The sequence below is a fragment of the Elusimicrobiota bacterium genome, assembly GCA_016706425.1.
In the GTDB taxonomy this organism is placed as follows: domain Bacteria; phylum Elusimicrobiota; class Elusimicrobia; order FEN-1173; family FEN-1173; genus JADJJR01.
Genome location: JADJJR010000001.1, coordinates 1,220,027 through 1,244,535, shown reverse-complemented (window position 1 = coordinate 1,244,535; position 24,509 = coordinate 1,220,027). Strand labels below are relative to the sequence as shown.

At 58.4% G+C, this 24,509-nt stretch carries 18 protein-coding genes, 1 tRNA gene and 1 pseudogene; 2 read left to right on the top strand and 18 right to left on the bottom strand.

Features of this window, described 5'->3' with window-relative positions:
- Positions 1–26: 26 nt before the first annotated feature.
- The 9 genes from IPI56_05105 to IPI56_05065 all read right to left on the bottom strand — a co-directional run bounded on the left by IPI56_05105 (position 27) and on the right by IPI56_05065 (position 15,769).
- Positions 27–1,988 (bottom strand): PorV/PorQ family protein, encoded by a 1,962-nt coding sequence (locus IPI56_05105; protein MBK7545112.1) that lies wholly within the window; start codon positions 1,986–1,988, stop codon positions 27–29.
- On the bottom strand, positions 1,985–7,108 hold the full coding sequence (locus IPI56_05100) for a hypothetical protein (GenBank protein MBK7545111.1): 5,124 nt from the start codon (positions 7,106–7,108) through the stop codon (positions 1,985–1,987). Before IPI56_05100 ends, IPI56_05105 begins: the two co-directional genes overlap by 4 nt.
- A 25-nt stretch (positions 7,109–7,133) precedes the next feature.
- Positions 7,134–8,660 (bottom strand): hypothetical protein, encoded by a 1,527-nt coding sequence (locus IPI56_05095; GenBank protein ID MBK7545110.1) that lies wholly within the window; start codon positions 8,658–8,660, stop codon positions 7,134–7,136.
- A 152-nt stretch (positions 8,661–8,812) separates the two neighbouring features.
- Positions 8,813–10,204, bottom strand: a complete 1,392-nt coding sequence (locus tag IPI56_05090) for a sigma-54-dependent Fis family transcriptional regulator (protein ID MBK7545109.1) — start codon at positions 10,202–10,204, stop codon at positions 8,813–8,815.
- The gene (locus tag IPI56_05085) at positions 10,201–11,286 is read right to left on the bottom strand and encodes a response regulator (protein ID MBK7545108.1); all 1,086 of its coding nucleotides are present in this window, start codon (positions 11,284–11,286) and stop codon (positions 10,201–10,203) included. The genes IPI56_05090 and IPI56_05085 overlap by 4 nt, the downstream gene beginning before the upstream one ends.
- Positions 11,287–11,290: 4 nt before the next feature.
- Positions 11,291–11,974 carry a response regulator transcription factor gene (locus IPI56_05080; GenBank protein ID MBK7545107.1) on the bottom strand — a complete coding sequence of 228 codons (684 nt, stop codon included), beginning with the start codon at positions 11,972–11,974 and terminating at the stop codon, positions 11,291–11,293.
- Entirely contained in the window at positions 11,974–13,065 is a 1,092-nt protein-coding gene (locus IPI56_05075) for a response regulator (protein ID MBK7545106.1), read from the bottom strand. The genes IPI56_05080 and IPI56_05075 overlap by 1 nt, the downstream gene beginning before the upstream one ends.
- Positions 13,066–13,069: 4 nt before the next feature.
- Complete coding sequence (locus tag IPI56_05070; protein ID MBK7545105.1) at positions 13,070–14,521, bottom strand: HAMP domain-containing histidine kinase; 1,452 nt, start codon at positions 14,519–14,521, stop codon at positions 13,070–13,072.
- 87 nt (positions 14,522–14,608) lie between these two features.
- On the bottom strand, positions 14,609–15,769 hold the full coding sequence (locus IPI56_05065; GenBank protein ID MBK7545104.1) for an efflux RND transporter periplasmic adaptor subunit: 1,161 nt from the start codon (positions 15,767–15,769) through the stop codon (positions 14,609–14,611).
- A gap of 412 nt (positions 15,770–16,181) precedes the next feature.
- Between IPI56_05065 and IPI56_05060 the strand changes: the two genes are divergently transcribed.
- Complete coding sequence (locus IPI56_05060; protein MBK7545103.1) at positions 16,182–17,552, top strand: hypothetical protein; 1,371 nt, start codon at positions 16,182–16,184, stop codon at positions 17,550–17,552.
- 411 nt (positions 17,553–17,963) lie between these two features.
- Positions 17,964–19,256 carry a hypothetical protein gene (locus IPI56_05055; protein MBK7545102.1) on the top strand — a complete coding sequence of 431 codons (1,293 nt, stop codon included), beginning with the start codon at positions 17,964–17,966 and terminating at the stop codon, positions 19,254–19,256.
- 53 nt (positions 19,257–19,309) lie between these two features.
- Here IPI56_05055 and rplA read toward each other — a convergent pair whose 3' ends face one another.
- From rplA to IPI56_05010, 9 genes and pseudogenes are all read right to left on the bottom strand, one after another.
- Positions 19,310–19,999 carry a 50S ribosomal protein L1 gene (gene rplA, locus IPI56_05050; GenBank protein ID MBK7545101.1) on the bottom strand — a complete coding sequence of 230 codons (690 nt, stop codon included), beginning with the start codon at positions 19,997–19,999 and terminating at the stop codon, positions 19,310–19,312.
- A gap of 75 nt (positions 20,000–20,074) precedes the next feature.
- Positions 20,075–20,509, bottom strand: a complete 435-nt coding sequence (gene rplK / locus IPI56_05045; protein ID MBK7545100.1) for a 50S ribosomal protein L11 — start codon at positions 20,507–20,509, stop codon at positions 20,075–20,077.
- A complete protein-coding gene (gene nusG, locus IPI56_05040; protein ID MBK7545099.1) occupies positions 20,509–21,039 on the bottom strand; it encodes a transcription termination/antitermination factor NusG in 531 nt (176 codons plus the stop codon). Before nusG ends, rplK begins: the two co-directional genes overlap by 1 nt.
- Positions 21,040–21,053: 14 nt before the next feature.
- Positions 21,054–21,236, bottom strand: a complete 183-nt coding sequence (gene secE, locus IPI56_05035; protein ID MBK7545098.1) for a preprotein translocase subunit SecE — start codon at positions 21,234–21,236, stop codon at positions 21,054–21,056.
- Positions 21,237–21,543: 307 nt separating this feature from the next.
- Positions 21,544–21,618, bottom strand: a tRNA-Trp gene (locus IPI56_05030).
- 140 nt (positions 21,619–21,758) lie between these two features.
- Positions 21,759–21,914, bottom strand: a complete 156-nt coding sequence (rpmG, locus tag IPI56_05025; protein ID MBK7545097.1) for a 50S ribosomal protein L33 — start codon at positions 21,912–21,914, stop codon at positions 21,759–21,761.
- A gap of 4 nt (positions 21,915–21,918) precedes the next feature.
- Complete coding sequence (locus IPI56_05020) at positions 21,919–23,067, bottom strand: hypothetical protein (protein ID MBK7545096.1); 1,149 nt, start codon at positions 23,065–23,067, stop codon at positions 21,919–21,921.
- 6 nt (positions 23,068–23,073) lie between these two features.
- Positions 23,074–24,269 (bottom strand): annotated as a pseudogene (gene tuf, locus IPI56_05015) (elongation factor Tu).
- 20 nt (positions 24,270–24,289) lie between these two features.
- On the bottom strand, positions 24,290–24,499 hold the full coding sequence (locus IPI56_05010) for a PspC domain-containing protein (GenBank protein MBK7545095.1): 210 nt from the start codon (positions 24,497–24,499) through the stop codon (positions 24,290–24,292).
- Positions 24,500–24,509 lie beyond the last annotated feature (10 nt).

Below are 24,509 nucleotides of genomic sequence, written 5' to 3'. Positions count from 1 at the left end.
GCGGAGTCCCGCTCTTTCTTCAGCCGTTAGGGTTGGCGACCGGCCCAAGGGTTTCCGGTCAGGCGCTCGTACATGCGCCGCGCCTCTTGGTTCTCGGAGTCAAATTCCAAGGCTTTCGTGGTCAATTCCAAAGCTTTGGCGCGATCGCCCGACAAGAACGCCTCGAGCGCGTCGCGGTACAGGCGCTGCGAATTCCCCGTGTTGACTTTTTTGGCCTCTTCGCGCACTTGATCGAGCAAAGTTTGAGCCTCGGCGTATTCGGGGCGGTACTTCAACGCTTTTCGCGCCTGGGCCTCGGCGCGGGAGTAATCGCCTTCCCGGGCGGCGTTCATTCCGGCGTTGTACGCGTCCTTGGCGATTAGATCCTTGGTCAAACTCTGCAAGCGACGAGCGTCGTTCTCTCCGGTGTCGATGGCCAGGACTTCGTTGAATTTCCCCAGGGCCTCTTCGTATCTCCGCTCGTTCATCAAAGCTTGTCCGGCTTCCATCAAAGGCTTGATCCGCTGCTCACGGGCGAGACGATCGGCGGCCTCGAATTCCTTGCGCAGCGCGTCATCCACGCGGGACAACATTTGCCGCGCCTCTTCGTGGTTGGGGTCCACGGCCACCACCCGTTCAAGGTTTTCCTTGGCGAGAACGAAGTTCCCCGAAGAAAACGCCTGGGCCGCCAACGTGTAGAAATTCTCCGACACGCTGCGGAAACGCTCGTCAATGCGGTTCAGATATGTTTTGGCGCCCATGTGATCGGGTTGGAGGGCCAGAATGGATTCAAATTCGCGCCGCGAATCCAGCATGCTGTCGATTTGGAACAACTGTTCGCCCCGGGCGAAGTGCTCGTCCACCTGGGCCTGCAATTGTTGCTGCCGGGTCTCGGTTTCCATCGCCTTGAAATCGTATTCGATGCGCTTGGCCAGCATTTTGGCCGGCTGATGCCACGGCGCCACGCTGAGGATATCGGTGGTCAACATGTAGGCGTCCACAAGATAGCCGTCGGCGTATTTCGCTTTGGCCCGGTCGAAAGCCTTCTCCACTTGATTGGCCACTTTCATTTGACGGAAAGCGCGCCCGAACCGGATGTTGAAACTCACGCGGTGACTGTCCCCGAACGTTCCCATGGGAACAAACGCGTAGTCCAGGTGCAACCGTTCGGTGCCGAATTGCAGGCCGTACGTCAACCCCGAGTCGGTGTCTTGGTCGCCTTTGAACCCGAGGCGGAACCCAAGCACCTCCCACAACTTGTACTCGCCCCCGATGTTGAAAAAAAGGTCTCCGTCCATCGGCAACACGCCGTCGAGGGCCAGGGTCATATTCTTGCCGAACAACGGGTAGGCCGTCCCCAATTTGATCGCGGACGGGAACGGGGTGCTCGCGCCATCGAACTTGATGCCGGTGCCGAAATTCTGCAAAACCAAACCCGTCCGCAATCCCTCAAACCGCGTGCCCCGCGCCTCGTACAAAACCCCGAAATCCCCCATGTACCCCAAGGCCGAATCCTGGTCCAGGATCTTTCGGAGGAATTTAACATTGACGCCCGTTTGAAGCCCGCCGAACCAAGGCAATTCGTCCCAGGGCCGGGCCCAACTGAGGGATATCAGCGTGTCGGAAGCGGGGATATCCCCGGTGAGGCCGTCAAAAGAGTCCCGGCCATTGATCCCGGAAATACTCAGATGGCTCAAGCCCACCGCCCACACATTGGCCGAATTCGTGGGCAGGGCGTAATAGACGACGTCCTGGGAAACCCCCTGGACCGAACTGTTGTGCATAAAACCCACTTCGTTTTGATACAACTCCGCCAAACCGGCCGGATTCCAAAACACCGACATGACGTCGTCCGTGGCCGCGGTCTGAGCGTCGCCCATGGCCACGCCGCGTCCCCCCACCCCCATCTTGAGGAAATTGGCGGAGCTCTTGCCGGCGTCCGCGGACAAGGACGCGGCCAGCCCAAAAAGTGTCGCCGTTAAAACGCACCGAATCTGTGTCGTAATCATCGGATGATCACCAATTTCCCCACCCGGCGGTCCTGGTCGTTCTCAATGGCGTAAATGTACACATCGGAGCCCACCGGCTCCCCGCCGTCGGTGTTGACCGGGTACCAGGAAACCAACCCCGCCCCCGAGTTTTCATGGAGGGTTTTAACCAGGCGTCCATCCAAGGTGAAGATTTTCACCGTGGCGATCTGCGCCCCGGGGAACACGAAAGTGATGCCGGCGCCGTTGTCTTCCGAAGCGCGGTAGGGCACCGGGAAGGGGTGAGCGTCCGTGAGGCTGAAGCTGGGCGCCCCCATCAAGGCATAAATTCCGAACGATTGGACCTGCAAACTTGCCTCTTTGAGGCCCGGGTCCAAAAGCGTCCCAGGCATCTTGATCCAAGCGCCCGAACGCTCGTCCAATTTGTAAATGGCCAGGCGGTCTTCGTAGATCGGACGTCCGCTGGGAACGTTGGAAAGTTTTCCATCGTTCGTGGCGCCGTCCTGATCAAGGAAATCGTACGGGAAGACGATCCGCACGGGGGCCAACACCGGGGTCGTCACCTTCGTCCCATCGGGTTCGTATTGGACGAACTCTTTGGCGGTCAACACCTGGTTGTATACACCTCCCGACCGACGCGCCATAGCGCCGTTGGCGCGGGTCACCATTTGGCCCACGGGATGACCGTCGCCGGCCACGTTGTCGTCAAAGGCCAAGCCGGTCGGCGCCAGCCCGAGGGCCCCCGCCGCCACCTCCAGCCGAACTTCCTGTCCCGGGACACCGCTGCGGATGGTCATGGGACCGCCGTCCGCCAAAGTGAAGAAAACCACGGAGAATTTCTCAGCGGCGGGCAGCCGGTTGCCGCCCAGGTCGCGGAGGTTGGTGGTGCTGGTGATAAACTCGTACCGCGCTCCGTATTCAAACGCGGCCGTCACCTCCATGACGGTGGTGGTGGCGTCGATGACATTGGCGTTGGAGGCAAAAGGCACGCTCACCGAGGTTTGGTTGCCCGCGGCGTCGTGGGTCTTAACAAATTGAACGGCCCCGGCGCCCAAGAGGTTCATCGGTTCGGTGAATGTAATCCGAAGGGGAGCGGTCGGATCCACCGCGGCGTAGTGAAATTCGTTCGCCGCCCCTTTCGGCAACCGGTGTCCAGTCAGAGAAACTTCCACAAAATGGGGCTCCACCACGTCTTTTTTGAAGTTGTAGGTGAAGACCTGAGGCGCGCCGGTCCAGTTCCCCGCGCGGTCCACACCAATGACTTTGAAATAGTAGGTTTCTTCATCCGGAATCGGCCCGAGATCCCCCACAAAGAGTGTTTTGCTAACAGTGGGGTGGTTAATAAATTTCACACCCGAAGTTGATTGGACGGGGACATCCAAAGCATTCGTTGAGAAACTGTAACTCCAACCAATGATCGGGCTTCGAGAAACGGGGTTCCCGTTGTCCACACCGCTCGGCCACCAAGTAAAAATAACGTTTTGGAAACCATATCGCTCGGGATTGACGTTCGGAATTTCAAATCCATCGGCAAAGGCTCGGACGGCGCCGGGATCGGGCCGTGTCAAATCAACTTTAACTCGGAAGTAGGATTGATTGGCTCCGGCCCCGGGCGGGAAATTCTCAATCAGCTTGGGGAGATCAACCGAGGCTGCGTTGAGGCGATCGCCCACAATATGAAGGTAATAAATCCCCTCCGTCGAACCGGTGCAGAACCGTAGCGCGGTGTTGTTAAGGGCGCCAACCCCGGGAACTGGGGCCCAGCAGGCGTCCGACGGCTCACCGATATCTCCATTCCATCCCGGTTGATTTTGGAAATCGACCAACATAGTGGGCGCCAAAGGAGCGCTCTGGTTAAACGCAACGTTATAGTGCCCAGAGCCGCTGGCCAAGAAGGAAATAGGCCCGTCGACAGCGTCCGTGGAATAATACACATCCGTGTCTCCGAGCACGGTCCGGGTGGCGTAATACACCCCCATAAAAGTATTCAATGTCACCACCGGCGGTCCGGATGGGAAAATCAAAGGCAATGCCGCACTGTAAGTTGTTTCTCGGCCCAATTGGTTGCGGGCGTAGGCGCGAAGTTTCTTGACTTGGCTGGGGTTGTTCACTAATCCCGTCACTTTAAAGAAATATAATTCCTCCTCCCCCGGATCGGTTGATTTTTCCGCAAGGAGGTTGAGAGGGGCCCAATCCTTTACGAACGGGTTTGAAGATTTAAGGCGAATGGCTTTGGCGCTGGCGTCCAGATAAAACTCCATAAAACCCAATGAGTTATTGAGATGATCAAGCATTTCAAAAGCGTACTCTGTTAATGGTCGGTTGCGCCCGATGGAAATATTCACGTTCATGGCGGTCGCACCCGCAAAACTTCGAACATCCAGTCCCTGCGGAACCTGAGCCAAAGTACAGGTGGCTGAGACAACCGTCGCCGAAGACGTGTTGCTGTCATTAATGTAGTCGGCCCGCACTTGGAAATAATGCATTGTGTCGGGGTCCAAATTGGGCACCGAGGAGGAGAAAAACACCGCTGGCGTGTCGTAAGAGGTCGACGCAACCGCCAAAACGCTGACGCTGCTGTGCCGCACCCGATAATTCGTGATGGGATTGTTGGATTGCCCGCTCCAATTTAAGGTCAATTGGAATTCGTCGGGAGTTACGTAGTCCAGAATAAGCGGCGATTGAGGGAACGTCGCCACCTGGTAGGCGGGCTCGGTGGCGGGGTGGTCCGGGTCGAAGAGGGTGGCAATCCCCTCGTGGCTGATTGCGCGAGTTTTAAAATAATAGAAAGTGTTCGGAATCAGCCCTTCGTATGTGGCGAAAACATTCCGTGTCATGGAAGACGTCAGCACGGGCAGAATATTGGGATTGTTCGCTATAAGAGACTCATACAAGGTGCCCGGGGAGTTGGCATTGCTTGACCACCGCGCCGTCACAGAGGTGATGTGGACGAAAGGCACCAAAAAGTCCGGGGTGCCGGCCAAAGTGACCCGGGCACTGGAAATAGAAACGTTGCTCCACCCGCTGGAAGGATGACGCACCGTTTCCACCATCAACGTGTAAGTGCTGTTTTTTATCAGATTGGACGGCGTCACCCCGGAGAGTGTTGGCAGATCGATCGGGAAAACGCTCCCGAAACTGCTCCCGCCGTCGGACCAGGAAAATCGGTATTGGGTGATGGCGTTGTTTTTCGCGACCCCGTTGGTGGTGGCAGACGAAAAAGTGATGGCCATCGTGTTTTCACCCGGCGTCACGGTCAAAAGGCGGGCTTCCAAGGGCCTCGTGAACGTCGAACCGATAACCAGGTAGGGGCTGTCGGTTTTATCGCTGCCCGCGATGGGCAAGGCTTTGACGCGAACGAAATACTCTTGGTTGGCCAAAACATTGTGAATGGGGGCTTCAAATGTGTACTCGAAAGCCCCGGGCACCGTTTGCGTCGCCACCAGAGTGGCAAAGTTATCGATCGATAGCTCGACCCGGTACGAGGTGGACGCGCTGTTGCCATTGGCCCCCCAAACCACTTTTACTTTGCTTGTGGGATCGGCCGTCACACCGAAAGACCCTGAATTGGGCGTGTTGGGAGCCGTGTAATACGCTGGGAACAGAATACGACTGGCCGCTTCGGAATAAGTGTTTGTTCCCAATCGATTGAAAGCCGTCACGGAGGTCTTATAAAGGGTGTTGCTGTCCAAGGACGAAAAAGTGTGATCACCCGGTTGACTCCCGGCAAAGAACACCCTTTGTTGGCTGGCCACCGAGGCAAAGTCGTCCTTGGAAATTTGGAACAAATAGGAATAAGAGCCCGGCACCGGACCGCCCGCTCCGTTGTTGGCCAAGGGGTAGAGCCAATTTAGGGTCATGCTGGTGGTGTCGCCGCCAGTGACCTGGGGAAAAGGATTCAACACGCCCGTGACCAGGGGGTAATTCGGAGCGGAAAGGGTGGCTGTGGACAATAAACTCGGGTGAGGATCGTAAAGGGCCGCCCGAACATAATAAGTCGTGTTGGCAAAAAGGCCTGTTAGGGTTGCACTGTAACTGGCGACCGATGTCGTCGCGACCGTTGAACTCCAGGGATTATTGCCATCGGAGCTCCACTCCGGCCGGGATTCGGTGCCAAATTCGTTGTTGGTGACCGTGACGGAAATTGAAGACGGATCCGCCCCGGTCAATACAATGCCCACCCCGGCGGCTCCGGTGGTTCCCGAGCCGAGGCTATACGGTGTAAAGACAACCGCAACCCCCCGCGTGCGCACGCGGGCGTAGTAAAGAGTGTTTTGTTGCAGCGGGTCCCCACCGTCACCAAACCTGACCGTCAAGTTCCCTGAAGCAATAGAATTATTTGATTTTTGTTTTACGCCAACCGTAAAATCAATGTCTCTCGCTACCTGGACCTCATAAAACAAATTGTCGGGATTGGGGTTTTGCATATTAAAAGTCACATCCAATTGCTTGCTTTTGTTTGCAACCGGAAGAACGCTCACAATGGTTGGAAGCCGCGGCAAAGTGGCGCGGGTTTGAGTGAAAATGCGGTAAGCTTCCCCCCGTGGGTCGGCGTTGCCCGGGTCGTGGGCCCGAATGCCGAAGGTGTAGGAACGGTTGTAGGACAACCCCGTGGCCACGTGATTTAATGTGGTTCCCACACCCGTTGGCGAGGGGACAACACCGGCGACATCGGTTGTGGCCCCGGAATTGAACTGCGCCTCGCTCATCGTGGCGCCTTGCAACTGGCGAATGCGGTACCCCCCCACCGTCACACCGCCGGGCGTGTCGTCATGGAAAATCGCCGGTTCCACCCAATCCAAACGAATTTGCGAGTCGTAGTTGAGGGTGGTGGAGGACAAACTCAAACTGGCGACGTTGTTGGGATAGTACATCACCGACTGCACCCCCCCCGCGCCTTTGAAAGCCCCCCCGACGGAGACGCCGCTGTTCTGAATATAATCGACGGATCCCGACAGGGTGTAAACCCCGCCCGTGGCGTGAAAGTCCCCGCCGGCGTTGACTTCGTCGCGGGTCAGGCGCTGGGTCCCGTTGGAGGATTCCCAAGCCTGCGCGGAAGATGCCGCCAGGAGCAAACCAACGGCCGTCAACGCCCCGAAGGAGCGCCGCGCGAGCCGCGTGTGGTTTGCAAGTTGCTTCATTGCTCCCCCGTTTTAAACGCTCACATCAATGCTGAAACACCATCGCCCGAAAATCACCCGACCCAGGATTGACGGGACCGGTTCCCGCGTTATAGACGGTCACGGTAACGGTGTTGGCCCCGGAGACATGAGCATTGAGGAAAAGGCTCGCCGCCCACCCGCTGGGAGGTGTGACGACCACCCCATCACCGGCCGCGGCCCCGGTGACAGTGATTGTGAAAGTGTCACTGGTATCCGCCGTTAGGTTGGGAACATCATAGTTTCGAATGGCCGAGAGGTATTTCGCCAAGGCAGTTCCCCCCGACCCCACCACCAAATCCCCTTGCATCGTCACTTGATCGGGGAACACAAACGCCGTCCCGCTGGCGAAGGTTCCCCCTTTGACCTTTGAAGCCGCCAAGGCATCCGCCGCGGTGGCGCTGAAATCCGCGTTAACGATTGTTCCATCTTGAATTTTCGCCGAGGTCACCGCGTTGTTCGCCAAATCGCCGCTCGCGATCGTGCCGTCGAGAATCTTGGCCGAGGTCACCGCGTCCGCCGCCAACTTATTGACGTCGATGGCGTTGTTCGCCAAATCGCCGGTCGCGATCGTGCCGTCGAGAATCTTGGCCGAGGTCACCGCGTCCGCCGCCAACTTATTGACGTCGATGGCGTTGTTCGTTAAATCGCCGGTCGCGATCGTGCCGTCGAGAATCTTGGCCGAGGTCACCGCGCCAGCGGCCAAATCGTTCGCGTCCACCGTCCCATCCGTAATCGACCCGCCAAATCCACCGCTGACCGTATTGGCGCCCACCGCCAGATCCGCTGCCGCTATCGTCCCATCCAAAATCTTGGCCGAGGTCACCGCGCCGTTGGCTAAATCGTTCGCATCGACCGTCCCATCCGTAATCGACCCGCCAAATCCACCGCTGACCGTATTGGCGCCCACCGCCAGATCCGCTGCCGCTATCGTCCCATCCAAAATCTTAGCCGAGGTCACCGCATTAGCGGCCAGATCGTTCGCGTCCACCGTCCCATCCGTAATCGACCCGCCAAATCCACCGCTGACCGTAATGGCGCCCACCGCCAGATCCGCTGCCGCTATCGTCCCATCCACTATTTTTGCCGAGGTCACCGCGTTGGCGGCCAATTCGGTGGTTCCCACGGCCCCTGCCGCGACGGCCAAGGCAAAAGGTGCGGCAACCAATTTTTGGCGGGATGGCCCGAAATTGCTTCCGTCAATCCGAATTTGGAGATAAACATTTTGATTGGTCAAAAAGGGGATGCCCGAGACATCAATAACGGCATTAAAAACACCGTTTACCACATTCACGTTATTGACCGTTTTATCACCACCCAACTGACTGCCCGCCCCCACGGAGGCGTTATCCCAAAAGGAGAAAGTGATGTTCTTTGTGCCATTAAATGGAATGCCACTCGAATCCGTCAATTTCCCTTGATAATTGATTTCCGCGGGAGCCGCCGCGAACAGCGTGGGGGAAACCATCACGCCCAAACCCAAGGCGACCAGCGCCCGGGAAGCGGATTTGAAAAAGGGTTTAAAGTTTTTCATAACGTCCTCGCTTTTTTCTCTCTTTCCGCCCCAAGCACATGGACGGGGGTTTCCACCCATCATTCTTGCGACACATCAGCCATTGGTTCAAGTATTCACATCCACTGAGTTGAAAACGTAAGATTATTAAATAAAAAAAGCCCAAAAAAGCCCTATTTTGGGTTGTTTTCTTCCATCCCGATCTCTGTAAGTTTATGTTCAAATTCCTCTAAATCAAGGTCCAACTCGCGGGCGGCGGCCTTCTTGTCCCCCTTGTACTTTTGCATGATTTGCGTGATGTGCTCCTTTTCCACCCGGCGAATCACGTCATTTAGAGCGCCCCCCAGCACGTCGCTGACCCTGTCCAAACCCGACCGGGTGTTTTGCACGCTCATTGGAAGGTGCTCCGGGAGGATGACATCGTCCGCCAAAAGTGCCGCGCTGCGCAGGGCGTTTTGAAATTCCCGCACGTTCCCCGGCCATCGATAGGCCTTGAGCACGGCCAAGGTCTCGGGGGCGACCGAAAGCCGTTGTTTTTGAAGCTGTTTCCGCAACACATCGACCTGCGAGAGAAGGAGCGCTTCCAAGTCCTCCGTTCCCCGCAGACGCAAAGGGGGCAAGTCCACCACAAAAACTTTAAGCCGGTGGTAAAGGTCCTCGCGAAAGGTCCCCGACCGAACCGATTTTTCCAAGTCCGCGTTGGTGGCCGCCAGGATGCGCACATCGAGGGTCAGCGGTCCCTTGCGGCTGCCCAGGCGTTCGATTTTCGGTTCCTGCAGAAAGCGGAGCAATTTCACCTGGATCTGCAACGGCAGGTTGCCGATTTCGTCGAGGAACAGCGTGCCACCGTTGGCCTGCTCGAATTTACCGGCGCGGGCCGCGTCGGCCCCCGTGAAGGCGCCCCGCTCGTGCCCGAACAACTCACTCTCGATAAGGGACTCCGGCAACGCGGCGCAATCGACGACGACAAAGGGCTTGCCCTTCCTTTGACTTCGTTGATGGACGGCCCGGGCGGTCACTTCTTTGCCGGTGCCGCTTTCCCCCAGGATCAAAACGGTGGTGTCCGTGGGCGCGACTTTGTCCACCAGATTCATGATCTTCAACATCTCGGGGCTGCGCGCCACAAACTCTTCGGCCGCGGCGGCACCGGGGGTGGAGCCGGCCTTGGCCGGAATTCGCCGGGCCACTTCCCCCACCTCCAAAGCCTGGTGGACCACGGCGGCCAACCGATCGGCCTCCAGCGGTTTGATCAAATAGTCCAGAGCCCCCAGCTTCATCGTCTCCACCGCCGACGACACGGTTTGGTAGGCCGTCATGATGATGACCGGCAGTTGGGGGTGGGTGTCGCGAATGCGCCGAAGAGTCTCCACCCCGTCGATGCCCGGCATTTGAAGGTCCAAGAACACCAATTGGGGGTTTTGCTTTTTCAACACCCGCAAACATTCGGTGCCGTTGGCGGCGGACACCACGTCGTAGCCCGCCTCGCCCAGGATGCGGTGGAAGATCATTCCAACGGAGGGCTCGTCGTCCACCACGAGGACGCGGACTTTGGTTTCTTTGGTCACGCGGCGGTCACCACAGGCAAATGGATGCGAAAGGCCGTGGGCGCGCCCGGCTGGAGTTGGATGGCCCCCCCGTGGCTCTCGATCACCCGCCGGGCAATGGCCAGCCCCAGACCCGTGCCCCGTTCCTTGGTCGTGAAAAAAGGCTCAAAAATTCGGGCGCGCGTCTCCGCGGGTATTTCCGGACCGGAATTTCGAATTTCGATGTAAACCCCCCCCGGCTCTTTGCCGGCCCTCACTTCAATGTCCCCTGGACCTTTCATGGCCTCCGCGGCGTTGTCCAATAAGTAGCCCAACACCTCCCCCATCAACTCCCGATCGAGCGGCACGGAGGGGATGGGCTCCTCGTAACGTTTTTCGATCCGCACGTTTTGGAGCTGGGCGCGGGATTTGGCGGCCTCGAGGGCGTCGTTCACCAGGTCGTGGAGGTCCTCGGATCGGAGCCGGGGTTGGTAGTCGCGGGAAAATCGGATGAAATCGTGGGTCATCCGCTCCAGGGACTTCACCTTTTCCTCGATGGCCAGGGCGACCTCTTTTCGCTCGTCGGAGGTGTCAAAATGTGTTTTCAGATATTGGGCGCACATCTGAATAACGTTCAGGGGGTTGCGCATCCGGTGAGCCAACCAGCCCGACACCGACCCCAACGCCGCGAGCCGCTCTTTCTCAATCAATTGCGCTTGCACCCGCTTAAGCTCCTGCGCGAGGCGTTGCTTTTCCAAACAGCGCCCCACGGCGGCCAACACGGCCTCGCGGGTGAACGGCTTGGTGATGTAATCGTAGGCGCCGTAACGCAGGGCGTCGAGGGCGGATTGGAGCCCCCCGTAGGCCGTCATCAGCACCACTTCGATTTGGGGGTAAAGCGATTTGACGCTTTTGAGCAGCGTCATACCGTCCATCACGGGCATGCTGATATCGGAAAGAACGAGTTGAAATTCCTCCGCGGCCAAGCGGTCCATGGCCTCTTTGCCGTTGACCGCGGCGTCGACGCGGTAGCCCGAATCGGCCAGGAGGTCGACGCAAAGCTCCCGGAACCCGGCTTCGTCGTCCACCACCAGCATGCGCGGCGGCTGGCCGGGGGCGTCCAAGGGCCTACCCGTCGAAGCGATAGCCGAAGCCCAGGACGGTGGCGATTTTTTCGCCGTGGTTCCCGAGCTTTCGGCGCAAATGGCGGATGTGGACATCGATGGTGCCGGTGTTGCCCGGGGTGTCGAAACCCCACACGGCGGTCAGAAGACTCTGGCGGCTGACGGCTTTTTTCTTTTGGCGGAGCAATGTGGTAAGGAGGTCAAATTCCTTGGGGGTCAAATCAATTGTTTTGTTTTTTGCTCGGACCACGTGCTTGTCCAAATCGACTTCCAGCTCTCCCGATTTGAGCGTGGAGGATTCCGGGTCCGCCCGATCGAAACGGCGCAAGAGGGCCTTGATCCGGGCCAACAGTTCCCGTTGGCTGAAGGGCTTGGTCATGTAATCGTCGGCCCCCATTTCAAGGCCCATGACTTTGTCCATTTCTTTGTCCTGCACCGTCAACATCAGGACCGGCACGTGCCGTCCGCGCTCGTCCTGGCGGATTTGACGGCAAAACTCCAGCCCGCCGATGCTGGGCAACCAGACGTCCAACACGATCAGGTCGGGATTGTTCTCGTAGAGTTTTTTGAAAGCCTGGTCGGTGTTGTAGGCCGTCAACGTTTGGAACCCGTGCTCCTCCAAAATATCGGAGACCAACTGGCAAAGCTGGATGTCGTCGTCCACCACCAGGATTTTTTTTCCGGGCACTATTTGTCCTCGGGGCTTTTAAGCCCGAAATCAAACCCGTGCAAGATATCCGGCGCCGGGGTCACATCGGAAGCGGCCGCCGAGGGGGCCATCGGCTCCGTCGGCCCCGAACGACGGTCCATCACGTAGGTGCTTTTCTGGAACGATTTCGCGTAACTCTTCAATTCGCTGGCCGTCGAGCTGATTTCGCCGGGGTGGGTGTACCGTTTGTCGCCGTTGGACACAATCACCAGCGCAACCCCGATAAAAGGAAATTTTTGGGCCTCCCCCTTCCGATCTTTGCCGTGGATGTACCCGTTGCGCCGATCTTCCTCGTCATAAAGGTTGGGCACCGCGGCGTCGAAACGATGGATAATTTCTTGGCAAGCGTCTTCGGCGTGCGAGGCGGGCAGGATGACGATGAAATCGTCCCCCCCCACGTGGCCCACGAACCATTGGCCCACCACGGACGTGGATTGGGCCGCCCGCCCTTCCACCGCCATGACGATGCATTGCGCGGCCAATTTGATGGCCTGGTCGCCACGTAAAAACCCGTAGCGGTCGTTGAACGCCTTGAAGTTGTTGAGGTCGGCGTAGACGACGGCAAAGGGGTCCTGGTTGTTCAAACGCCGCTCCATCTCTTGAAGTATGCTGGTGTTGCCCGGAAGGTGGGTGAGGGGGTTGGCGTCCAACTCGCGCAGATTGCGGCTGAGCGCGTTTTCCAAACGGGCGAGCAACCGCTCCGTGTCGATCGGCTTGGTGAGATAATCGTCGGCTCCCGCGCGCAGGCCGGCGATTTCGTTGCGTTTGTCGGCGAGGGCGGTCAACATGACGATCGGCACCGTGCGCAGGGTGCTCGTGCGCCGCATGGAACGGCACAGCGAATATCCATCGGTGTCGGGAAGGTCCACGTCCAAAATGATCGCGTCGGGCGGGTTTTCCAAGGAAGCCTTCAGGGCCCCCTTTCCGTTGTACGCCATGGAGACTTCAAATCCGTTTTCTTCGAGGAAATCCTTCAAAAACTCCGGCAGATTGGCCTCATCATCGATCACCAAAATACGCGGCCGGGGGCCGGGTCCGTTGGGGGGAGCGGGGCGGGGTTCGTCGGCCATGGCGTCACCCAAAAATTTTGGCGGAGGTTTCCCCAACGGGAGAAACCGCGGTCGCCTTGGGCAAGGAGAAGGAGAAAACACTACCCCGGCCCAGTTCGCTTTCGACCCAAATCTTGCCGCCGTGCCCCAACACGATGCCCTTGGAAATCGCCAGCCCCAAACCGGTCCCCTTGGGGCCCCCGAACCGTTCCCGGGTGCCGGGCACCTGTTTGAAACGCTCAAACAACTGGCCGACGTGCTCTTTGGGAATGCCGATCCCCGTGTCTTCCACGGCGATGATCACGGCATCGGGAGCGTCTTTCGCCCGCAGGGTGATCGTGCCCCCCTCGGGGGTGAACTTGTAGGCGTTGGACACCAGGTTCGTGATGACCTGCTTGATTTTTTCCTCGTCGGCAGGAATCACCGGGAGGTCCCCCGGGGCCTCCAGCCGTCCCGTGAGACGCTTTTTCTCAAACAGGGGCTGGAACAAACCCAGAATTTCCTCGAGGGCCTTGGGCGATTGGAAGGGCGTTTTGCGGATTTCCACACGCCCCGCCTTGATTTTGGCCAAGTCCAAAATGTCGTTAATGAAACCCGTCAAACGGGCGGTGCTTTCTTGAATGATACCGAAGGCCTTGGTGCGTTTTTCGGGCAAGATCTGTTCCAAGGGTTTTCGGGTCAACAGTTCCACATAGCCGGCGATGGCGGCCAGGGGCGAGCGGAGCTCATGGGACACCGAGGAGACGAACTCGTCCTTCAGGTGGTCCAGCTCCTTCAATTTTTCGGCCATGATGTTGAACTCGTCGGCGAGGAACCCGAATTCGTCCTTTCTCTCGATCTCGATGCGGGTATCCAGGTTCCCGTCCCCGAGGCTTTTGGCGCCCTCGGCCAGGCGCGCGATGGGCTCCGTCAACTGGGCGGACATCCCCACCGCCGCGAAGATGGCCAGGACCAACCCCACAGCGGCCACAAGGAAAACGATGCGTTGGACCTCGTTGACTTTCTCCCCGATCGTGCGGTCAATGACATCCTGAAAAAACCCCAACCGGACCACCCCGATCACACCGTTGACGGTGACATCCGAGGACCATTCCAGGATGTCGTCCCCGCTGGACACCCGGACCACGCGGGGCGAAGAGGTTCGTTCCGCCGCTCGAGAGAAAAAGGGGTATATTTTATCGAACACGGCGTTTTCCCCGATCATCAATTCGAGCCGCTCGTTAATGAACACCGCGTACGCCAGGCCGGGGACGGTTTTCTCGATCGTTTTGACGTAATTGGAGGCGATGATGGGATCCCGGACTTCCTCCGCCTCTTCGCAAACCTGGCGGAAGTTCATGAGGGTGGTGTGTTGGTTTTGTTGGAGTTCGTCCCGGAAGAGCTTGTGCAAAAAGAAAATCGTCCCCGCGCTGATGCCCGCCACGAGGACAACAATCAGGAGAACGCTAAAAATCGTAAGTCGCGCGCGCAGTTTCATAGTTTGAGGGCCTTGGCTGTCCCCCTACATATATGCGACAAACGGACCAATTTCAAGGGATTTCGCGGGCGAGGGCTCCGCCCCGGGTTAACTCTTTTCGATGACTTTGACGGGGGATCCGGCCTTGAGGTCTTGGGGACGCTGGGTGATCACCAAATCCCCGGCTTCGAGGCCTTGGCTGATCAGGGAGAACTGGCTGGACACGTAACCCACTTCCACGTCGCGGGCCTCGGCCTTGTTGTCCTTGGTCACCACATAGACGCGGCTGCCGGAGGCGGTTTTTTCCACGGCGTCGTTGGGGACGAAGAGGGCGTTGTCCTGCTCAAAAATAGTGATGCGCGTCCGCGCGAACATCCCGGGGAGCAACAACCCCCCTTCGTTGGGTATTCGAGCCTCCACCGTGAGTGTCCGACTGCCGGGAGCGACAATGGGGCTGATTTGTTCAACCTTGCCCGTGAAATCGGTGTTTTGATAGGTGTCGACCGTGAGAACGACCTTTTGGCCGGGAAAGATTCGATCGATTTCTTTTTCAATGACCCCCACGCGCACGACAACGTTCTCGATACTGACTAACGTAGCGATCTTTTTGGCCGGAGTAACGAATTCGCCCACTTCGGCGTCTTTATCACCCAAGATCCCGTCCCGGGGGCACCGTAAAATTGTTTTCTCCATTTCCAGGGCCGCCAAATCGGCCTGGACTTTTGATTCCTCCAGCTTGTTCAGGGACACCCCGCCGATGGCGTAGAGTTTCTCCATCTGTTCCAGCTCGAGGCGGGATTTTTTCAATTTCAAATAAGGGTCCCGTTGATTGAGGCGGGCGATGACGTCGCCTTTCCGAAGCTTGTCCCCCTCGCGATATTCAAACAGATCAATGCCGCCTTCGGTTTCAAACCGCAGGGGGATTTCGGAACCGCCCTGAATAGTGCCCACCGCCACCATGATGTCTTGAAAATGGTCCGGCTTGGCCTCTAAAACGTTAACGGCCACGGTCCCGCTGCCTATGGAGGTTTTGGCCTTTTTCTCTTTTTTCCCGCTGAAAACGAGGTCCACCGCCTTGGAAGCCCCCCAGATAAAAAGACCGCCGCCAATCACCAGAATGGCCATAAAAGCCAGCTTCCGCTTCCGCGCGAAGGGGACAATGGTGGAGGATATAAATCCGGAGGCCTTGGCTTTCAGCCCATGGACGGAACGTTCGCCGTGCCTTTTCTCGTGGTGCGTGTGTGTGGTGTGACCGCCCGATTCGCTCAAAGTCGTTTTCCTCGCCTGATTTGAAGTCCGGCCCGGGGCCGGCGCGCCACATATATATACACCCGCCGCCACGGAAAGTTCCAGGGTTTTGGGAGGGCTTGACGTTATCACTTTTCCCCGGGGTTGCCAAGGGCGCGGAAAAGATCAGTTGACAAAAAAAATGGGGTCTTGCTAAACTAGGGTTGGTTCAGGAACTTCATGGGCGGGGGGCCCGGAAGCCGGGCCGACGGCGATGGCGCCCCCCCCTTCATAGAGGGTCAGGAAGACCAGCGGGAGGACGTCGCGGAAGTTTTTCGCCGCCTCCCCCACCAGCTCCCTGTCCCCCTACGGCGGTTCCCACCAATGTTCGGCGATTGTCAGAGAGCGTCGACGACGACGCTCAACGACTCCAACGAAGGAGGATACACACCTAATGAGGAAGCTACTCGCTGTCTTCGCCGCTTTGGGAATGGCCGGTTCGGCCTTCTCGGGCGATCTGTTGGGCCTGAAAAACCTGTCTGTGGATGGTTCCATCGAATACCTCGGAAAGCAAGCCAACAACCAAACCGATGCCGACGACGGGAACGAAGACTCCACCGGCGACACCGCCAGCCGTGTGCGCTTGGGCTTGAACGCCCAGGTCACCGAGGGTGTCTCGAGCCGAATCGAAGTCGTGCGCTACCCGGATTGGGCAGGCAACCCAGCCATGTTTGGTGATGACACCGAAAGCGTAAACGATGAACTCGACAATTTCGAGGTCTTGAACGCCTACCTCGAACTCGACAACATCCTTGGCTTGGACAAAGCGAAGATCGGGCGCCAATACGTTGGCCGCCCCGGCGACCTCATCGCCTACTTCGGCCCCTTCAACGACGACTATCTCTACGTGACCTCCCTGTCCTCGTTGGTCCTATCCAAGAAAGTCGGTCCAGTGAACGTCAACGCCGTGCTCGCCAAAGCGAATGACGACGACTTCGTCGCTTTCGACACCGATGATGGCGACGGCTCAGGCGACGAAAACATCAACTGGATCACGGCCTCCTCGGACGAGCTGATCAAGGTCGAAGGCGCCACCTTCCCCTTGGAAATCGGCCTGTACCAATGGCTGGATCAAAACACCGACAACGCCGATGACAACCAAACGCTCAATATTTACGACCTGCGCGCGGGCGCGAACCTATTGGACAACGCCCTCAAGCTCAGCCTCGAGTACGCCATGAACGCCGGGCAGGACAACAACGGCGGCACCGCGGTGGACTACAAAGGCAACGCTTTGGTCTTCAAAGCCGCCTACGACAACGAGGACAACGGCTGGGGCGTGAAAGCGCTCTACGCCAACGCCTCGGGGGACGACAATGGAGCGGACACAAAAGACGAAGCCTTCCACTCCATCAGCTCGGACTTCCGTTACGGCCAGATCCTCAGCAACGACACCAACTTCTGGAGCAGCTACGCCGGCAGCAACCTCACCGGTTATAGCCTGTCCGGTGGGTTGGACACAGACTCCCAAGGTCCCGGCTTGAACATCATCGGGCTCGGCGGGAACTACAACCTCCCCATCTTGGACAAAAAGTACACCGTTTACGCGGATTACTTCATGGCCAAGCTGAACGAGACTGGCAGTTTCCCAGACGACATCGGCAACGAGATCGACTTGACCGTGAAATACGTCCACAACGACAACGTGTCGGTCAAAGCCGGTTACGCGATGCTGATGCCCGGCGATGGTCTGAACGGTACGGGCGCCCCGGACGACGACATCACGAAACTCTGGGCGAAGCTGATGGTGAAGTGGGGCAAATAAGCGCCTCGCTTTAAACCTGTTTAACCCGAACCCCCGCCCGGCGACCCCGGGCGGGGGTTCTTTTTTCATTTAAGATCAATTTTCTTCGCCTTCCCCTTTCAAATCCCCCTTGGAGGCGTTCCGCGCGTGATTTTAAGACGGTTCGCGGGGCCGGACCTGTTCGATCCGGCCCGTGGGAAGTGGAGGGCCGGAAGTTGGTCCGGCCTCCGTCGTAAAATCAAGCGCGGGCCGAAGGGGCGCGTTTCTTTTCGTCCCTTTTCTTTGCGCGTCCAAAGAAAAGGGACCCGGGTCCAGGGCGGAGCGCCTGGCCAGGGTCGAAGGGGGTGGAGCCCCCTTCAATACCCTGAAATACGATTGGTTATTGCCTGCCCAAGTAAATCTCGATGGCCGCTTTTTTTGTAGAATTCCGTCATGAAAAAAATTCTTTTCGTTTTCCCCCTTTTCGTTTCCCTGGCCTTTTCCGAAACATCGACGTTAAACATTGGTGTCGATTACAAACTCACCGCCGTGATGAGTGACAACGACGCCGTCGTCCCCGCCGCCGGGCCCTCTTTAAATTATTACACCCATCAAATCCGCCCCTATGTGACGACTCAATTGAACAGCCAGGTGGAGGCGGTCTTCCGGCTGCAATCGATCAATCTGTGGGGGCAGGAATCCAGCACCGGTCCGGCGGGCACGCGGTTCCCCAAAGCCGACGGAACCCCCTGGGTGGAGAACGCTTATCTTCGAATCCCCGGCCTGGCCTGGGACCGACTGGACTTGATCCTGGGCCGGCAGCCCCTCCTCGTTGGGGACGGCACGCTGGTCTCGGATGACAACGCGGGCATGAACGCCTTGAGGGCCAAAATCGCCCTCCCCAAAGGGATGAGCCTGGACCTTTTTACCGCCAAAGTGGCGGAAGCCGCCGGAGGCAACAACGATTTTGATCTGAAAGGGGCGGTTTGGGAAGTGGCCCAGGGCGATACCCACTGGGAATTGGCTTGGATTCAAGAATCCAACGGCGCCCCATCGGTTTACCCCCTCGCCGGGACGACCACAGCGGTTTCCCACATTCAAAGAACTTTTTATGACCTTCGGATTTTCGGCGATCTGCGGGACGCTTATTACAAACTCGAATTGGGCCTTCAAGGCGGTGCGATACGGCAAGCGACCGGCGGGGACATCGCCCTTTCCGGCGTGGCCCAGCGTGTCGAGGTGGGCGCCCAAACGGACACCGTCCGATTCGGCCGCTTCGGCGTTTGGGCCGTCTACGCCTCCGGCTCGGGGGATGACCCGTCCACCCCCACCGAAGACGAAGCTTTCCGCGCCACCTTCGCCAAGCGGTGGGACGGCCTGAGGCGCACCGGCCTGGGGCAATATTACGCGGCGACCCTCTCCGACGCGCACGACCCGGCCTCGCCCTTTTCTTCCGAATCGACGGGATTGCCGGCGGGCGCGTCCGGCATCAAAACCATCGGGCTGGGGCTTTCCACCGTACAAAAAGTCCGCTGGACCGCATCTCTGGGTTATTACGTCTACGATTCCAAGCGGAAAGTGGCGGGAAAAAACAGTCTCGGGGCGGAGTTGGACGCCGTGCTCGAGTTTCGCCCCACCGACGTTGGATTTCGCTTCGGAGCCGCCACCTTTTTCCCCGGCGACCTGTACGATCCTTCGGCCGCCAAGGTCACCCGCCTCACCGCGGAAACCACCTTCCACTTCTAAATAAAAAACGCCCGCCCCCGTTTCCGGAGGCGGGCGCGGGTTTCCTCGAAGATTTATTTCGCCGCTTGGCTTTCCACAAAAACCGGCACGCCGGGCCCCATGGTCGAGGTCACGGTGATGGTTTTGATGTAAGTGCCCTTGGCCGTGGCGGGCTTGGCGTGGTTGACGGCGTCCAGAAAGGTCTGGGCGTTGGCCACCAAATTCTCCGCGTCGAAGGATTTCTTGCCCAGGATGGAGTGGATGATTCCGTAGTCGTCCATCTTGAACTCAATGCGGCCGGCCTTCAGTTCCTTCACCGTGCGGGTCACGTCGAACGTCACGGTGCCGGATTTCGGGTTGGGCATGAGGCCCTTGGGACCCAAAACCTTGGCCAACTTGGTCAGGTCTTTCATGGCGTCCGGGGTGCACACCAGGACGTCGAAATCCAACCACCCTTTGGAAATTTTCTCAATCACGTCGGCGTCGCCGGCTTCGTCGGCGCCGGCGGCCTGGGCTTCTTTCACTTTTTCACCCTTGGCCACAACGACGACGCGCTTGCTCTTGCCGGTCCCGTGGGGCAGAGAAACGGTGCCCCGGACTTTTTGGTCGCCTTTGGAGGCGTCCACGCCCAGACGCACGTGGATCTCCACGGTTTCGTCGAATTTCGCGTTCGCGACGGACTTCACCAGGGCGAGGGCCTCCGCCAAGGGGTAACGCTTGGTCACATCCACTTTATTAGACAGTTCTTCGGTACGACGGCTCATGGTTTCCTCTTTTCTCCCCCGCGCCGAGCGGCTCCCTCCTTCCCGTTGGGACGAGGTGTCGGGGAGTTTTTTAAATCAGTCCGCGGTCTCCACGCCCATGCTGCGGGCGGTGCCCTTCACCATCCGAACCGCCGCCTCAAGGGTGGGCGCGTTCAGGTCGGGCATCTTTTGTTTGGCAATCTCCTCCTGCTGTTGGCGGGAGAGCTTGCCGACCTTCGTCTTGTTCGGTTCCGCGCTGGCCTTGGCCAAACCGGCGGACTTCTTGATCAAGGCGGACACCGGCGGCATTTTCGTGATGAAGGTAAAGCTTCGGTCTTCGAACACCGTGATGACGGCGGGGATGGTCATGCCCGCCTCCATCGTTTTCGTCCGCTCGTTGAACTGCTTGCAGAAATCCATGATGTTGACGCCGTGTTGGCCGAGCGCGGGACCCACGGGCGGCGCGGGGTTGGCTCCCCCGGCGGGGATTTGCAATTTGATTTGTGTTTTGACTTTCTTCGGGGGGGCCATTACAGTTTCTCCACTTGTAAGTAATCCAGTTCGACCGGCGTCGACCGGCCGAAGATATCGACGGTGACACGCAGTTTCGCCCGATCCTCGTTCACTTCCTCGACAATGCCGTAGAAGTGACGGAAGGGGCCTTCCTTGATGCGAATCTTTTCGCCCTTATCGAACAACACGGCGGGCCGGGGCTTGTGATCGGCCGGCGCCTCGGTGAGTTGCAGGAGGGACTGCATTTCCCCCTCCGGCAGGGGCGTGGGGTTGACCCCGCCCAAAAATCCCGTCACCCCGGCGGTGTTGCGGACCAGCCAGTAGGTTTGGTTGTTGACGTCCATGTCGACCAACACGTAGCCGGGGAAGAATTTGCGTTTGCGGACCTGCTTTTTGCTCCGCCGCATTTCCACCACGTCTTCGGTCGGGATCAACAGTTTGAAAATCTGGTCGGCCAGTTTGTTCTGGACCGCCGACTTTTCGATCAAGGTCTTGACCTTGTCTTCGTGCCCTGAATAAGTGTGAATGACGTACCAGCCACGCGCCACGGGGGTTCCTTTCCTTAAATGATAAAGGCGAACACGCGGGTGATGATCAAGTCGATCACCCCAACGTAAATTGCGAACACGATCACCAACAGCACCACCAACCAGGTGGAGGCGATCATCTGCGGCCGGGAGAGCCACGACACTTTTTTTAGCTCTTCCCAAGCGTCCTTCAAAAATTGAAAAAATTCACGAATCACAAAAGAATTCCTTTCCGCACGTTTTCGCGCACCGCCAAGACCGCCGATTGAGTTGTCCACTACGGGGTTTGAAACGGAAGGTCGGCAAATGATACCGATTCTTTGTTTCCCCGTCAATACGTTTCGAACCAAAATGGAAGGGGCGGTCTCCGCGTCGTCACGCTCCAACCACTTCCCCGCCCCCACCCCTCGGTCGCGGAAGGACTCTGGTCCCCTCCAAGGTCGCAAGGAACTCCCCCCAATTCATGCGCTTGACATCCGTCAAGCGCTTCGACCCGACCCATTGGTTCTCGTCCTTCAATCAACATGGCAGGGGCGGAAGGACTCGAACCTTCAGTCCCGGTTTTGGAGACCGGTGGTTTGCCAGTTAACCGACGCCCCCTAAATTCGACCGATGTCCTTCTCGTGCCGGTGGTTTGTGCTTTTGGGGCGAATGCCCCTCAACCATTTCCTCGGCCGCCCCGGCCCCGGTCACCAGTTAACCGACGCCCCGACACTCGCGCCACGGCGCGAGGCACCCGACTACTTCGTCTCTTTGTGCGGGGTGTGCTTGCCGCAAGTCTGACAGAATTTTTTAAGCTCGAGCTTTTTCTCGCGCCGGCGCCCGCGGACATAATGGTAATTGCGGTTGTCGCACACGGTGCAGGCGAGCATGAACACGAAACGATCGTTGGCCATTGTCTTATTTTCCTTCTTTCAGTTGTTTCTTTAAAAGTCCGTACAGCGGCGCTTCGGGGTGGCTGCCCGCCGCGTAAAAGCGGGTCGCCGGGGTTTTAATCTTCCCGTCGTAAAACTCAATCGCGGTTTTAGGGACCCCCGGACGGCTAAACGTCGCCCCCAACACCTCGGTGTCCTCCCCCCACTCTTTCATCACCTCGCCGGTGGTCGGCAATTTGGACAGGAGATCCGCGCACCGCTTCAATATTTTCGGGTCGGTGACTTCCACCCATTTCACGAAAGGGCCGCCGATGGATTCCCGCCTGGAAATAAAAACGCTTTGACAATCCCCGATGTCGAAACCGATTCGCTGTTCCGGAGTCCCCCGCGCGAGCGCGCCCCGCGCCGACTCCCAAATCATTTTTTGAAGCTTTTCCCCTTCCTTGTTTCCGGCGTAAAAAGAACCGTCGGTGGTGGAGACGGCGTTATTGTAAAACACGACGGCGGTTTCCGTCCCGTCTTTTCCGACAAAAAACAATTGCGTCAGAGGCACTGTGGGGGCGAAAGAAACGAACATTTCCCCCTTGAGCGGCAATTTGTTCACCCACCCCGCCAGGAGCGCCACGTTTTTGGCGTCGGTGATATCCGCGCGACGGTTGGGCGGGTGCTGCGCCGTTTCGTAGGTCGCGTGGTGAAACTCCTCCACCCGGACCGCCACCGGGGATTTGACCCGCAATCCTTTTTTCGGGACCGGTCGGGCGTTCTTTAAAATACCGTAAATCTCTTTTTCCTGCGGTAAATCCTCATAAAACGACGTGGCCGGGGACTTGACCCAGCCGTTGTAAAGTTCAACGGTAATCGGCGGTTTGTCGTAATGCCAGTGAAAATCCGCGCGAATCAATTCCACATCGCCCATTTTAATCATAACGCTACCCGCGGGCGGCAGGCTGTTCACCAGGAACCCCAACCGGGTGATCGTTTCGCGGTTTCTGATCACCGACACCCGTTTTTTATCGGGATTGTCCCGCGAATCGGAGATTTTTTCGTACCGGGCGACCACCACCGAAGAAACCGTTTTGGGGATGTTGAATCCTTTGGCTTTGCCCAGAACGGTTCCTCCCCCCGTTAACATCAAGCCCACAGCGATCGCAAGGACGCGCCGCGGGGCCGACACGACTTTTTACGCCAAGATTTCGGTGACGACGCCGGCGCCCACGGTGTGGCCGCCTTCGCGGATGGCGAACCGCACGTTCTTCTCCAGCGCCACCGGCACCATCAGCTCCACTTCCACTTCCACGTTGTCCCCCGGCATCACCATCTCCACACCGGCTTTCAACTTCAAACTCCCCGTCACGTCCGTCGTCCGCACGTAAAACTGCGGCCGGTACCCGTTGAAGAACGGCGTGTGCCGCCCGCCCTCTTCCTTGTTCAAAATGTACACCTGCCCCTTGAACTTCTTGTGCGGCTGGATCGACCCCGTCGCGCAGATCACCTGCCCCCGCTCGATTTGGTCCTTCTCAATCCCCCGCAGCAGGATCCCCACGTTGTCCCCCGCCTGCGCCTCGTCCATGATCTTCCGGAACATCTCGATCCCCGTCACCACGGACTTCCGCGTCTCCTGGATCCCAACGATCTCCACCGCGTCCCCCACCTTCACCCGGCCGCGCTCAATCCGCCCCGTCGCCACCGTCCCACGCCCCGTGATCGTGAACACGTCCTCCACCGACATCAAGAACGGCTTGTCCAGCTCACGCTTCGGCTCCGGAATCGCCGTGTCCAGCGCCTCCAGCAACTTCAAAATCGACTTCTCCCCGATCTCGCTCGGGTCCCCCTGCATCGCCTTCAACGAGCTCCCTCGGATCACAGGCACCTTGTCCCCGGGAAAGTCGTACTTCTTCAGCAGGTCCCGCACTTCGATCTCCACCAGGTCCAACAGCTCCGGGTCGTCCACCAAATCCACTTTGTTCAAGAACACCACCAGGTTCGGCACGTTCACCTGCCGCGCCAACAGCACGTGCTCCCGCGTCTGCGGCATCGGACCGTCCGCCGCCGACACCACCAAAATCGCACCGTCCATCTGCGCCGCGCCCGTGATCATGTTCTTAATATAGTCCGCGTGCCCCGGGCAGTCGATGTGCGCGTAGTGCCGTTTGTCCGATTCGTACTCCACGTGCGACACCGCAATGGTGACGATCTTCGAATCGTCACGCACCGTTCCCCCTTCGCGATGTCCTGGTACGACTTCACCTGCGCTTTCCCCTGCTTCGACAACACCTGCAGCAGCGACGCCGTCAAGGTCGTTTTCCCGTGGTCCACGTGGCCGATCGTCCCCACGTTCACGTGCGGTTTCTTGCGCTCAAATTTGGGCTTCGACATGGTGTTTCCTCCGGATGATGTTAAACCGCCGCCCCTTCGGGGCGAAGCGGAACGACGACCCACGCGACCAGATAGGCCAGGACCCCGGTGCCGAAACAAAGCAACAGGGCGACAGCGGCCAGACGAACCAGGGCCGGGTCGACGGTGAAATACTCCGCCAAACCGCCGCAGACGCCGCCGATCATGCGTTCTTTGGGGGAACGATAAAGGCGTTTGGCCGTCGCGTTCATGAAAACCTCC